Source organism: Novosphingobium sp. SG707 (genome assembly GCF_012275515.1).
In the GTDB taxonomy this organism is placed as follows: Bacteria; Pseudomonadota; Alphaproteobacteria; order Sphingomonadales; family Sphingomonadaceae; genus Novosphingobium.
The window spans coordinates 327,737-340,905 of sequence record NZ_JAAZQL010000001.1 but is presented as its reverse complement, the minus strand read 5'-3'; the positions used below and the strand labels follow the sequence as shown (position 1 = coordinate 340,905).

Sequence of the window (13,169 nt, the reverse complement as noted above, 5' to 3'; positions counted from 1 at the left end):
TGCCACAAATCCGCCCAAACGGGTTGCGCCATTCTCGACCATTCGCGGCTTCACTTGAACAAGGCCCGGGGGCACACATTCAGGAACCGCCTGAAAGCCATGGGAAAGCGCGAATTTCAGACATTACCGGATCTTGCGACCCGTTCGGGATCGGTCGCGGGCGCACATGAGGGGATGGGGCAAGTGGGAAAGGCAAAGCGGCCATGCGCGACGACGCGGTGGCCCGGACAGGGATATAGGGCGGCCCTGCGTTTTGGGATGGCCGGTTGGCTGATTGCGGCGGGCGTCATGGGGAGCGCCGCCGCTTCGGCATCGCAACCGGCTGCGGATCAGCCCCCGCCTGTCCATGGCCCGCCCGTCTATGGCCCGCCCGCCCCCGAAACCGGGGCTGAGCCCGAAATGCCCTTGGTCGAACAACCCGGCCCCGGCGCGGCGGCGTCAAACCGCATCGCGCTGCCCGAGGAAACCACGCCCGCTCTGGCCTTCAATCCCGAATTGACCGGGCTGATCGAGGAGGCGGTTCGCCATCATCCCTCGGTCGCTTCCCAGCGGGCATCGCTGCGCGCGGCGGGAGTGGATGTGACGGCGGCGCGGCTCAGCCGGTTGCCCACCATGTCGATCCAGTTCAACCAATATGGCGCCATTTTGCTCAGCCGTCAGGTGACGGCCAATGTCGATCTGCCGCTGTGGACCAACGGGCGGATTCCCGCCACCATCGACCGGGCCAAGGCCAGTCGGCAGGCGCAATTCTATCGTCTGGCCGAAACCGTGCTCGACCTCGAACTGGAGGTGAACCAGTCCTATCATGACGCCAAACGGCTGGGCGAGCATGAACAGGTGCTGGTCGGCATTCTGGCGGTGATGGATGACATGGTGGCCTCGATGCGCCGCCGTGTGGCACAGGAGGTCAGCCCCGAGGCCGATCTGAAACTGGCCAATTCGCGCCGGTTGCAGGTAGCCCAGCAGCTCGATCTGGTCCGCGCGCAAAGGGCCAGCGCCCTGGGGCGTCTGTCCGGGCTGGTGGTGCGCGATGATATCGTGCTGGCCCCCGGCTTTGCCGAACCCACCGCATGGCCGCATTGGGAGCTGCCCGCGCTGACCGAGCGGATGATCGCGGCCAGCCCCCAGCGCCGCCGGGTTCAGGCCGAGGCGCAAGTGGCGCGCGATGATGCGCGGATCACCGCCGCCTCGCGCCTGCCGGGCCTCTTTGCCTCCTATACGTATGACGAGATTTACAAACATCGCGTGGGCCTGTCGGTGCGGATGCAGACCACGGGGGGCTTTTCGGAAATCTTTGCCACCCATGCGGCCCGCCTGCGCGAACAGGCCAGCGAGCTTCAGGCCCCCTCGGTGGCGCAGGATCTCAAGGCCACGGCCAGCAATGATCTGATCGAATATGCCAGCGCGCGCGCGCGCGATGCAGGGGCAAGGGCGCTGGCCGGAGACAGCCACAAGATCACCGAGAGCTATGTCCGCCAGTTCGTCAGCGGGCGGCGCACATGGCTCGATGTGATGAACGCCGTGCGCGAGGCGATGACCGCCGATCTGGACGCGATCGACGTGCGCTACAGCGCCTCGGCGGCGGCGATGCGGATTTTGCTGCGCAGCAATGACACGAATACCAACGAAGAAGGACGACACAAGTGACGCTTCCCCTGCTCGATCTGGCCGCTGCGCTGGCCCGCCGGCGGGGCATTCGCCTTGCGCCGGATTGGCAATCGGCCGTCACCATCGACCTTGCGCTGGACGATCCCGAGGCGCCCTGGCGGCTGAGCGAAATGGCCGGATGGGATGCGCCCGTGGCCGTGGAAACGCGGCCCGGACCTCAGGATTTCCCGATGCTGGTCTATGTGAACCAGCTTGGCTGGGCCATGGCCGAACAATGGCAGGGGCCCGACCATATCCGCGCCATCACCGCCAGCGGTCTGGCCGAGGTGGAATGGGCGCCGGGGCTGCGGCTGGTCCAGCTCTCCTTTCCCGACGCGGCGGGCGCGGAAAATCACCAGTCGGCCTTTGCGGTGTTTCGCGCGGCCATTCTGGGGCGGCGGCGGATGATTGTCGACGCCACGGCGGCCACGGTGGTCATCAATGTGCTGGCGCTGATCACCTCGATCTATTCGATGCAGGTCTATGACCGCGTGATCCCGCGTGCGGGTTTTGATACGCTCTGGGTGCTGACGGCGGGCATGGCTTTTGCGCTGCTGGTCGATTTCCTGATCCGCAACACGCGCGCCTTTCTGATCGACGAGGAAGCGTCCAGCATCGACGCCGAAGTGTCGGAATATTTCTTCGCCCGGATGCAATCGGTGCGGCTGGATGCCCGCCCGCCGGGCGTCGGCACAATGGCGGCGCAATTGCGCGGGCTGGAGCAGGTGCGCGCGGTGATGGCCTCGGCCTCGCTGTTCATTCTGGCCGATCTGCCCTTTGCGCTGCTGTTCATGGTGGTGATGTATGGCATCGGCGGGTCGGTGGTGATTATCCCGGCGCTGACATTTCCGCTGGCGATCGGCGCGGCCATGCTGTTTTCGCGCATGATCCGTGAAGACGCGCATAAGTCGCAAGTATCGGGCAATCGCAAGAACGGGTTGCTGGTCGAGGCGCTGGGCGCGGCCGAGACGATCAAGGCCAATCTGGGGGGCTGGCACATGCTGGCCGGATGGAACCGGCTGGTCGATACGGTGCATCGCCATGACAATCAGGTGCGCCGCTGGTCCACCCTGTCGGGCAGCACGTTCAATGTGCTGCAACAGGTGGCCTATGTCGGGATCATCGTGCTGGGCGTTTATGAGGTGGCCGATCACCGGCTGACGATGGGCGGGCTGATCGCCTGCACCATCATCAGCGGGCGGATCAACGGGCCGCTGGTGGCCGCGCTGCCCAATCTGATTGTGCAATGGAGCTATGCGCGCTCCTCGCTTCAGGCGCTCGATTCGATCCTGCGCCTGCCCAGCGACCATCCCCATGACCGGCAAATGCTGCGCATGGGACCGGTGCAGGCAGGGATGCGTCTGGCCAATGTGCAATTCGCCTATCCCGGCGCGCGTTCGGGGGTGGACATCCCCGGCCTGTTCATCAACCGGGGCGAAAAAGTGGGCATCATCGGCTCGGTCGGGTCGGGCAAATCTACGCTGCTCAAGGTGATGGCCGGGCTTTATGCCCCCGCCGTGGGGCAGGTTACGCTGGACGGGGTGGAAATCTCGCAAGTGGCCGAGGACGATCTGCGGCGGCAACTGATCTATCTGCCGCAATCCTTTGATCTGCTCAGCGGATCGCTGCGCGACAATCTGGCGCTGGGCATCGCCAATCCCAATGACGAGCGCCTGCTGGCCGCGGCGCAACGCACTGGCCTCTCCGAATTGCTGCGCCAGCACCCGATGGGGCTGGACCTGCCGATTTCGGAAGGAGGCTTTGGCCTATCGGGGGGGCAAAGGGCGCTGGTCGGGCTGACGCGACTGCTGCTGACCGATCCCTCGATCCTGCTGCTGGACGAGCCGACGGCCAATCTGGACCCGGAAACGGAATTGCGCGCGCTGCAGCAGATCTTCGGCCATTTCGCGGGCAAGACCGTGGTGATGGTCACGCACAAACCGCAATTGCTGTCCTTTGTCGACCGGGTGCTGGTGGTGATCGACGGGCGTCTGGCGCTGGATGGCAAGACGGCCGATGTGCTGAACCAGTTGCGCCCCAAACCGGCCCCCGCCGCCAATCGCGAAGTGCCGGGACAATCTCCCCAACAGGATAAGGAATAAAGCCATGGCAAGCGGCGGCAATCTGCGCCTGACCGGCACCAGCCATGCCAAGATGCCCGGTTCGGGCAAGCGTCCGCGCGGCAGCCGGGTGATCTGGCTTTCGGTGGCCACGCTGGCGGGCGCGATTGGATGGGCGAGCGTGGCCCATCTCGACCAGATCAGCCGTGCCACCGGGCAGGTGATCCCGGCAGGGCGCGTGCAGGTGGTGCAGACCACCGACGGCGGCGTCATCAGCGAAATTCTCGTGCGCGAGGGCGACAGCGTGCGCAAGGGACAGAAGCTGGTCACGCTGGATCAGGTCAAGGTGCGCGCGGCGGTGGACGAAGGCGCGGCAAAGGTCGGCGGGCTGGAGGCGCAGCAGGCGCGCATCAATGCCGAATTGTTCGACCGTCCGCTGGCTTTTGGCGGCGAGGCGGAGAAATTCCCCAACCTTGTCGCCAGCCAACGCGCGCTTTTCGCCAAGCGGCGGATGGCCTTTACCGATCAGGTCGCCGCGCTCCAGCATCAGCTCGATCTGGCCACGCGCGAGCTGGAGATGAACCGCCCCCTGCTGCGTCAGGGCGATGTCAGCAGGTCCGAAATCCTGCGGCTGGAGCGGCAGCAGAGCGATATTCAGAGCCAGATCGCCAATCTGCGCAACCGCTATTATCAGGAGCTTCAAACCGATTACGCCAAGAGCAACGAGGAACTGGTGACCGCGCGCGAGATATTGACGCAGCGGCGCGCCTCGCTGGGCGAAACGCAATTTGTCGCGCCCACCGACGGCATTGTGAAGAACGTTCATCTCACCACCATCGGCGGCGTGCTGCGTCCGGGCGATGAAGTGTTACAGATCGTGCCGACCGGGCAGGAGCTGATCGTCGAGGCCAAGGTTTCACCCACCGACATCGCCTATGTCCGCACCGGACAAAGCGCCTCGGTCAAATTCGACGCCTATGATTCCAGCATTTTCGGTTCGGCCGAGGGCAAGGTGACCTATATCAGCCCCGACACGCTGACCGAAAATGGCGCGGGGGCGGGGCAGGATCGCGTGTTCTACCGCGTCCACGTCCGGGTCGACACGCGCAGCATGGTCCGCCGCCCCGGCGAGCCCATCGCCATCCAGCCCGGCATGACCGCTACGGTCGAAATCAAAACCGGCAGCAACACCGTGCTGCGCTATCTGCTAAAACCGATCATCAAGACCGTGGCGGGCGCGATGGGAGAGCATTAGGCCCGCTAGTTATGCCCGCCTGCCCGGTTTCGACCGGCGCGGGCGCATGGCGTCGCGCATCGAAATGCTCGAACTGATCCGCCGCACCCCCGGCAGGCGCGAGAGGATCTCGCCATGGATCGCCTCATAGGCCCGCACGCTCTCGGTGCGGATACGCAGCCAGTAATCGACATCGCCGGTCATCAGGAAGCATTCGCGCACCTCCGGGCATTGGCGCACGGCGGTTTCAAACCGCATCAGGTAATCCTCGGTCTGGCGGTCCAGCGTCACCTGCACCACGACATCGACCGCCTGTTCGCCATCGGCATCCCCGCCCGAGATGATCGTATAGCCCGCAATGACGCCATTGCTTTCCATCAGCCGGATGCGCCGCAGGCAGGCCGAGGGCGAGAGGCCGACCGTCTGGGCGATCTCGGAATTGGGCTTGCGGGCGTCCTGGCGCAGGATGCGCAGGATGGCGCGGTCGATCCCGTCCATGATGAATGACATATTTGCGCGCTTTCGTCGTCAAATCTTGCGTGAATAGCCCATCATTAGCATAATCGGTGGCTAATCGACCATAAATTCGACATAGGATGCGATAGCATCGCTCCACGGAATTTCTGTGGAGGCGCAGATGGGCGCAGGGGCAAAGTTGACGATCGACTGGCGCGCGCTGGCGGCGAATTATCGCCTGCTGCGCGATGCCGTGGCCCCCGCGCAAGTGGCGGGCGTGGTCAAGGCCGATGGCTATGGGCTGGGCGCCGCGCGGGTGGCCGATGTACTGCTGGCGCAGGGCTGCCGTCATCTCTTCGTCGCGCTGCTGTGCGAGGCAGAGCCGCTAGTGGCCAAGGGCGTGCCGGTCTATGTCCTCAACGGCCTGCTGCCGGGGCAGGAGGCCGAATGCGAGGCGATGGGCGCGATACCCGTGCTCAATTCGCTCGATCAGGCGCGGCGCTGGGCGGATCTGGCGCGCGCCATCGGCCGTCCCCTGCCCGCAATCCTTCAGGTGGACACAGGCATGTCGCGCATGGGGATGCCGCCTGAGGAAGTGGACGAATTTCTGGCCGATCCTGCCATGGCGCCATGGCTCGACCTGCGCTTCCTCATCAGCCATCTGGCCTGCGCCGATGAGCCGGAACACCCCGCCAACGCCGATCAGGCCGCCCGCTTTCGCGCCATAGCCGAGCGTTTCCCCGGCCTCCCCCGCGCATTGGACAACAGCGGCGGGGCCTTTCTGGAGCGCGGCCATTTCGACCTCGTGCGCGGCGGCATCGCGCTCTATGGCGGCGCGCCCAAGGCAGGCCCCAACCCGATGCGCCCTGTGGTGGCACTGGAAACCGCGATTGCCCAATTGCGCAAAATCCCCAAGGGCGCGGGCGTCGGCTATGGCATGACCTTTCATGCGCCCCGCGAGACACGCATCGCCACGATCCCGGTCGGCTATGCCGATGGCTGGCCCCGGATGCTCAGCAATTGCGGCGCGGCGTGGATCGCGGGCCATCGCACGCCCATCATCGGCCGCGTTTCGATGGACAGCATCACGCTTGATGTCACCGATGTGCCGGACGAGCACCTCTATCCCGGCGCCCCGGTCGAACTGATCGGCCCGCATCAAACCATCGACGATGTGGCGGCCGACGCGGGCACCATCTCCTATGAAATCCTGACCCAATTGAGCCGCCGTTACGAACGCGCCTATGTCGGCGCGGCGGCCCTAAACGAAAGCCTTGTTCCATGAAAATCGCAGTTCTCGGCAGCGGCGTCATCGGTGTCACCTCGGCATGGTATCTGCGCCAGGCGGGCCATGAGGTCGTGGTGATCGACCGGCAGGATGGCCCGGCGCTGGAAACCAGCTTCGGCAATGCGGGCGAGATTTCACCCGGCTATGCCTCGCCATGGGCCGCGCCCGGCATTCCGATGAAGGCGATCAAATGGCTGATGATGCAGCACGCGCCGCTGATCCTGCGCCCGCGCCCGGATATGGCGATGCTCAAATGGCTGGTGGCGATGCTGGGCAATTGCAACGCGCGCGATTATGCCATCAACAAGAGCCGCATGGTGCGTTTGGCCGAATTCAGCCGCGATTGCCTGATCGAATTGCGCGCCCAGACCGGCATCACCTATGACGAGCGGATGCAGGGCACGCTGCAACTCTTCCGCGAGGAAAGCCAGTTGGCGGGCATCGCCAAGGATGTCGCCGTACTCAGAGCCGACGGCGTGCCTTTCGAGGTGCTGGACAAGGCAGGCTGCATCGCCGCCGAACCGGGCCTTGCGGGCAGCGCCGCGCCGATTGCGGGGGGCCTGCGCCTGCCCAATGACGAGACGGGCGATTGCTTCAAATTCACCAATGCGCTGGCCGAGATGGCGCGCGCGGCGGGCGTAGAATTTATGAACGGCACGCGCATTGCCCGCATCGTCGAGGAAGGCGGACGCATCACCCGCGTCGACACCGATCGCGGCCCCGTCACGGCCGACGCCTATCTGGTGGCGATGGGCAGCTTCTCGCCCCATCTGGTCAAGCCCCTGGGCCTCAAGGTCCCGGTCTATCCGGTCAAGGGCTATTCGCTGACCGTGCCCATCGTCAATGAACCTTTGGCCCCCGTCTCGACACTGCTGGATGAAAGCTACAAGGTGGCGATCACCCGGCTTGGCGACCGCATCCGCATCGGCGGCATGGCGGAAATCTCCGGCTTCAACATGGATCTGCCCGAAGCCCGGCGCGCCACACTCGAACATTCCGCCGGAACGCTCTTCCCCGGCGCGGGCGATTTTTCCGCCGCCTCCTTTTGGTGCGGGTTGCGCCCGATGACGCCCGACAGCACGCCCGTCATCGGCGCCACCCGCATCGGCAATCTCTTCCTCAACACCGGCCACGGCACGCTGGGCTGGACGATGGCCTGCGGTTCGGCCCATGTCATTGCCGACATCATCAGCGCACGCCGCCCGGCCATCGAAACCGCCGACCTCGCGCTCTCGCGTTACTAAAAGGACCCCATCCCATGACCATTACCCGTATCGAACCCGGCCAGCGCATGAGCCAGGCCGTGATCCATGGCGACACGATCTATCTTTCGGGCCAATGCGAGGAAGGTGAGACCGTTACTGAGCAAACTCGGGCCGTGCTGGCCGAAATCGAGCGGCTGCTGGCCGAGGCGGGCAGTTCGAAGGCGCATATGCTGATGGCGCAGATCTGGCTGGCCGATATGGGCGATTTTGCCGAGATGAATGAGGTGTGGGATGCATGGGTGGCCGATATTGCGCCCCCGGCCCGCGCGACCGGCGAATCGAAACTGGCGACGCCCGATTACAAGGTCGAGATCATCGTCACCGCCGCCAAGGCATAAAAAATGGCGGCTTGAGTATAGGCCGCCCATGCCCCATCATGGTCTTGGGAGATCAAGACCATGATGGATATCACATTGCGTTTTATCGCTATTCTGGGGGCGCTGGGCGCTCCGCTGGCGGCCCATGCGGCAGAAGCCCGAGTGTGGCCCGCCCCCACCCCGCCCGCCATCGCGGGCAGCAACGGCTATGTCGAAATTCCCGGCGCCGCTGTCGCCCGCGATCCCAAGCGCAGCTATAAGGCGTTGTTCAGCGCGGCGACCGGCGCGTCCGATCCGGCGCAGACCCTGCCCGCCTTTGGGCGCGTGGCCTCACAGCTCAATGGGCTGATTGCGGCCAAAGTGCCAGCCTCGCATATTTCCTTTGCAATGATCCTTTATGGAGCGGCGGCCGATGCGGTGCTGAGTGATGCGGAATATCGCAAGAAATACAATATCGACAATCCGAACAAGGTGATCTTCAACGCGCTGCGTCAGGCGGGCGTGCGGATGATGGTCTGCGGCCAATGGGCGGCGGGGCGCAACATTGCCCGCGATCAACTGCTGCCCGGCATCGAGGTGGCCGAGGCGGCAACCCTGGTGCAGATCACCTATGCCAATGACGGATATGCCGTGCTGAACAACTGATCCGTCTCAGCTCTCGGCCCGCTCCGCCGCCGCGCTTTCGCCGCGCACGGGGTTGAGCGGGCCTTTCACCGCGCCGATCCATTCGCGCCACAGCAGCATCAGCACCGCCATCACCGCAGGCCCCATGACGAGGCCGATCAAGCCCCAGCCCTCGACCCCGCCCAGAATGCCCAGCAGCACCCAGATGAAGGGCAACCGGGTCGATCCGCCGATGAACACCGGGCGCACGAAATGGTCGGCGATAAAGACCAGCGCCAGCCCGATCACCGCGACAACCGCCGCCGCCAGCAGCTTGCCCCCCGCCACCAGAATGGCCGCGGCCACCACCACCGCCACCGTCGCCCCAAACGGGATCGCCGAGAGCAGACCCGTCAGCAGCCCCAGCAGCGCGGCATGGCTGGCCCCGGCAAGGCCATAGATCACGCCCAGAATCAGCCCTTCGCCAAAGCCGACGATGACCAGCCCGTTGACTGTGCCGCGAATGGCCAGCACCGCCTGATCGGCCACATTCTCGCCCGGCAGGCCAAAGGCGCGGCGGGTGGCCACGCGCATCGCCTGCGCCACGCTTTGCCCATCGCGCAGCAGGAAAAACAGCGTCATCAGCATAAAGCCCACCAGCAACAGCCGATGCGCCAAGCCGCCAAGGATCTTTTCCCCCGTGCCCAGCGACAGACCCGAGGAAGGCCCGGCATGTTGCGACAGGCGGCTGATCCCTTCAGGCGTGCCCAGCGCCGATTGCCACCACACCGCCGCCTGCTCGCCATAGGGCAGATGGTGCAGTACTTCGGGCACCGGCACCCCCTGCACCCGCGCCACGGCCAGCCATTGCGCCAGCGAGATCGTGTCATGAAACACCGCATTGGCCACCATCACCAGCGGGATGACAAAGATCAGCAGGATGAACAGCGTGAAGGCGGCGGGCAGCGCCACCGCTTGCCCTCTGGGCCAGCGGCGCACGCAGCGCTGATAGAGCGGCCAGAGCGAGACGGCAAAAATCGCCGCCCAGCCCAGCGCATGCCAAAAGGGGCGCAAGGTCCACCACCCGGCGATTCCCAGCAGCGCGATGGCCACCAGCGCCGCGATCTTCTGTTCCCGCCGCCATGCGTGGGGCTTGGGCGAAATCCAGGTTCCGGGCGGGGCGGCGTGCGGTTCGTCATGCATGGCAACAGGCTAACCCATGCTTGCTTCTTGCGCCAGATGCCCCCTGCGGGACCTTTCCCGCCGCGCCGCAGACTGATATGCGAAGCACACCCTGATTTCCGGAGGATAGGTCCATGCGTCTTGCTTTGCGCGCCGCCCTGCTGGCTGCCCCGCTGTTGTTGTGCGGCACCCATGCCCTGACCGCCGCCGGAAAGGCGCCTGCGGCGGGCTGCGCCAGGAACAATGGCGGCCTGTCGCTGCCGCCCGGTTTCTGCGCCACGGTCTTTGCCGACAATCTGGGGCATACGCGCCACCTGACCGTGGCGGGGGATGGCACGGTCTATGTCAATTCATGGTCGGGCCGCTATTTCCGCAATGCGCCGCCCGCGCCCGATGGGGGCTTTGTCATCGCCCTGCGCGACAGCAATGGCGACGGCGTGGCCGACAGGACCGCGCGCTTTGGCGGCGTGGAGGCCAAGGGCGGCCATGGCGGCACCGGCATCGCGCTGTGGCATGGCGCGCTGTTTGTCGAAGAGCATGACACGATTGTGCGCTATCCGATGAAACCGGGCGCCCTGACCCCGGCGGGCGCGGGTTCGACGGTGCTGTCGGGCCTGCCGCTCTCGGGCGATCACCCGATGCATCCCTTCGCCATTCAGGGTGACGGCACGCTGCTGGTCAATTCCGGTTCGGCCAGCAATGCCTGCGAAAGCCCCAATCGACAGCCCGGCGCCAAGGGCCTTGTCCCCTGCACCGAGGCGCTGACGCGGGCGGGCATCTGGGCCTATCGCGCGGACAAGGAAGGACAGACCTTCAGCCCCGAGGCGCGCTGGGCCACCGGCATCCGCAACACCGGCGGCATCGCCTTTGACAGCGCGGGCCGCATTTTCGCCACCCAGCATGGCCGCGACCAATTGGGCCAGAACTGGAGCCAATATTACACCGAGCAGCAGGGCGTCGAACTGCCCGCCGAAATCCTGTTCTCGCCCCACAAGGGCGCTGATTTCGGATGGCCGACCTGCTATTTCGACGGGTTTGAAAACCGGCACAAGCTGGCCCCTGAATATGGCGGTGACGGCAAGCTGCAGGGCGCCTGCGCGGGCAAAGATATGCCTGTGGCGGCCTTCCCCGCGCATTGGGCGCCCAATGATGTGGCGATCTACACCGGCAAGGCTTTCCCGGCCGCCTATCAGCAGGGCGCCTTCATCGCCTTTCACGGTTCATGGAACCGCGCCCCCGCGCCGCAGGATGGCTATCTCGTGGCTTTCCAGCCCCTGCGCGAGGGCAAGGCGAGCGGGAAATGGATCCGCTTTGCCGATGGTTTTGTCGGAGGATTCAAAGAGCCGGGCCGCGCGCAGCATCGCCCTGCCGGGCTGGCCGTGGGGCCGGATGGCGCGCTCTATGTGGCCGATGATGTGCGCGGGCGGATCTGGCGCATCACCTATCGCGGGGCGGCCAATGCGCCGCTGACGCCTGCGCGCAAGGTCGAGGCCAAGGCGACGCAGGCCACCGCCACCGGGCGCAGCCTGCCCGCCGGAATGACCGCACAGCAGGTCGCGCTGGGCCGCGCGATCTATCTGGGTCAGGCCAAGGGCGGCACCTGTGTGGGATGCCATGGCAGCGACGGGCGCGGGTCGATGGCGGGCGGCTCGCTGGTCGGGCCGGACTTCCTGTGGAGCGACGGCTCGCCCGAGGGGCTGGCCGCGACGATCGCCAAGGGCGTCGACAAGCCCAAGAAGGCCAGCGGCGCCATGCCCGCCATGGGCGGCGCGGCGCTCTCACCGGCGGATGTCAAGGCGGTGGCGGCCTATGTCTGGACGTTGGCGCATCCATGACACAGGGCATGACACCGGGCCTGATCCATCAGGAAAGCATGGTCGTGGCCGAGCGCCACACCGTGCCCCATGTCACGCCCGACTGGGCCGGTTTTGCCGATATGCCCCCGGTGCTGGCCACGGCGATGATGGTGGGCTTTATCGAAAACACCTGCATTCTGGCGCTGCGCCCCCATCTGGCCCCCGGCCAGTGCAGTGTCGGCACCCATGTCGATATCAGCCATGTTGCCGCAACGCTGGCGGGCGCGACCATCACCGCGCGGGTCGAACTGATCGCGGTGGAGGGGCGCAGGCTGGAGTTTCGCGTAGCCTGCCATGATGACTTCGGCCTGATCGGCGAAGGCAGGCACCGCCGCGCGATCATCGACACGCAGCGCTTTATGGAGCGTCTTGAGCAGAACCGCGCAACTCGCTGACCAGCACGCCAACAAGGATCAGCACCCCGCCCAGCATGGCCATCGCGGGCAGCCTGTCGCCCGCGATGCGCCCGACGATCCCGCCCCACACCGGCTCGCCCGCATAGATCACCGTGGCGCGCGTGGGCGACACCGTCTTTTGCGCCCAGTTCATGGCCAATTGGATCAGCGTGCTGGCCAGACCAAGGCCCACCCCGGCCACCAGCCAGACCGGCGAGAAGGCGGGCAGCGTCTCCCCCGCCAGCGGCATGGCGGCCAGGGAAAACAGCCCGGCGGCCAGCAATTGCACCACCGTGACGCGGCGGCTGTCCACGCCATGGGCAAAGCGGCTGATCAGGATAATTTCGGCGGCAATCGCCACAGCGCTGAGCAAAGTGGCCATCTCGCCGGTGCTGAGGCCAATATGCCCCGCCTTTGGCCCGGCCAGCAGGATCAGCCCGGCAAAGGCCAGCGCAATGCCGATCCAGCTCATGATATGCGGCATCCGGCGCAGCACCACCAGTTGCAGCAGCGGCACCATCGGCACATAGAGCGCGGTGATAAAGGCCGACTGGCTGCTGGTGATCGTGCGCAGGCCATAGGTTTGCAGGCCATAGCCAAGAAAGATCGCAAAGCCGATCAGCGCGCCCGCGCCCAGTTCGCGGCGATTAAGATCGCGCATTGTCCGGCGAAACAGCAGCCAGCCCCCTGCCCCCGCCACCATGAAGCGCAGGCCCACGAAAAACAGCGCCCCGCTGTATTGCATCGCGGTGTGGACGATCAGAAAGGTTGTGCCCCACAGCATGGTGATGCCGATGAGGACCATTTCCTCGCGGCTGATTGACCATGATGCGGGCTTGCGTGCGGCGGCGATGTGCAACATAATG

Annotated in this window: 12 protein-coding genes; 9 read left to right on the top strand and 3 right to left on the bottom strand. The window is 65.6% G+C overall.

Translation table 11 applies throughout. From position 1 onward, the window contains the following. Nucleotides 1-288: 288 nt before the first annotated feature. Genes FHW92_RS01410 through FHW92_RS01400 form a run of 3 tightly spaced genes read left to right on the top strand, consistent with a single transcriptional unit; the run spans nucleotide 289 to nucleotide 4,962 of the window. The gene (locus tag FHW92_RS01410) at nucleotides 289-1,647 is read left to right on the top strand and encodes a TolC family protein (protein WP_168601433.1); all 1,359 of its coding nucleotides are present in this window, start codon (nucleotides 289-291) and stop codon (nucleotides 1,645-1,647) included. Further along, nucleotides 1,644-3,749 carry an ATP-binding cassette domain-containing protein gene (locus FHW92_RS01405; protein ID WP_168601432.1) on the top strand — a complete coding sequence of 702 codons (2,106 nt, stop codon included), beginning with the start codon at nucleotides 1,644-1,646 and terminating at the stop codon, nucleotides 3,747-3,749. The genes FHW92_RS01410 and FHW92_RS01405 overlap by 4 nt, the downstream gene beginning before the upstream one ends. A gap of 4 nt (nucleotides 3,750-3,753) precedes the next feature. Beyond that, complete coding sequence (locus tag FHW92_RS01400) at nucleotides 3,754-4,962, top strand: HlyD family efflux transporter periplasmic adaptor subunit (protein WP_246869853.1); 1,209 nt, start codon at nucleotides 3,754-3,756, stop codon at nucleotides 4,960-4,962. 9 nt (nucleotides 4,963-4,971) lie between these two features. On the opposite strand, the gene FHW92_RS01395 is transcribed toward FHW92_RS01400, so the two are convergent. Further along, a complete protein-coding gene (locus tag FHW92_RS01395; protein ID WP_168601431.1) occupies nucleotides 4,972-5,451 on the bottom strand; it encodes an Lrp/AsnC family transcriptional regulator in 480 nt (159 codons plus the stop codon). Nucleotides 5,452-5,578: 127 nt separating this feature from the next. Between FHW92_RS01395 and alr the strand changes: the two genes are divergently transcribed. From alr to FHW92_RS01375, 4 genes are read left to right on the top strand one after another with little or no spacing between them, the layout of a single operon-like run. After that, complete coding sequence (alr, locus tag FHW92_RS01390; RefSeq protein ID WP_168601430.1) at nucleotides 5,579-6,682, top strand: alanine racemase; 1,104 nt, start codon at nucleotides 5,579-5,581, stop codon at nucleotides 6,680-6,682. Then, entirely contained in the window at nucleotides 6,679-7,929 is a 1,251-nt protein-coding gene (locus FHW92_RS01385; protein WP_168601429.1) for a D-amino acid dehydrogenase, read from the top strand. Before alr ends, FHW92_RS01385 begins: the two co-directional genes overlap by 4 nt. Nucleotides 7,930-7,943: 14 nt before the next feature. After that, nucleotides 7,944-8,288, top strand: a complete 345-nt coding sequence (locus tag FHW92_RS01380; protein ID WP_168601428.1) for a RidA family protein — start codon at nucleotides 7,944-7,946, stop codon at nucleotides 8,286-8,288. 60 nt (nucleotides 8,289-8,348) lie between these two features. Continuing rightward, entirely contained in the window at nucleotides 8,349-8,912 is a 564-nt protein-coding gene (locus tag FHW92_RS01375; RefSeq protein ID WP_168601427.1) for a DsrE family protein, read from the top strand. A gap of 6 nt (nucleotides 8,913-8,918) precedes the next feature. Here the strand turns inward: FHW92_RS01375 and FHW92_RS01370 are convergent, their stop codons facing one another. Next, complete coding sequence (locus tag FHW92_RS01370; protein ID WP_168601426.1) at nucleotides 8,919-10,073, bottom strand: AI-2E family transporter; 1,155 nt, start codon at nucleotides 10,071-10,073, stop codon at nucleotides 8,919-8,921. Nucleotides 10,074-10,186: 113 nt separating this feature from the next. On the opposite strand from FHW92_RS01370, the gene FHW92_RS01365 reads away from it, so the two are divergent. Together FHW92_RS01365 and FHW92_RS01360 are read left to right on the top strand one after the other, a co-directional pair. Further along, nucleotides 10,187-11,887 carry a c-type cytochrome gene (locus FHW92_RS01365; RefSeq protein WP_168601425.1) on the top strand — a complete coding sequence of 567 codons (1,701 nt, stop codon included), beginning with the start codon at nucleotides 10,187-10,189 and terminating at the stop codon, nucleotides 11,885-11,887. Beyond that, nucleotides 11,884-12,303, top strand: coding sequence for a thioesterase family protein (locus tag FHW92_RS01360; protein ID WP_168601424.1), 420 nt, complete (start codon nucleotides 11,884-11,886; stop codon nucleotides 12,301-12,303). The genes FHW92_RS01365 and FHW92_RS01360 overlap by 4 nt, the downstream gene beginning before the upstream one ends. Here the strand turns inward: FHW92_RS01360 and FHW92_RS01355 are convergent. Then, nucleotides 12,266-13,165 (bottom strand): DMT family transporter, encoded by a 900-nt coding sequence (locus FHW92_RS01355; protein WP_168601423.1) that lies wholly within the window; start codon nucleotides 13,163-13,165, stop codon nucleotides 12,266-12,268. The genes FHW92_RS01360 and FHW92_RS01355 overlap by 38 nt on opposite strands. Between the last annotated feature and the right edge of the window lie 4 nt (nucleotides 13,166-13,169).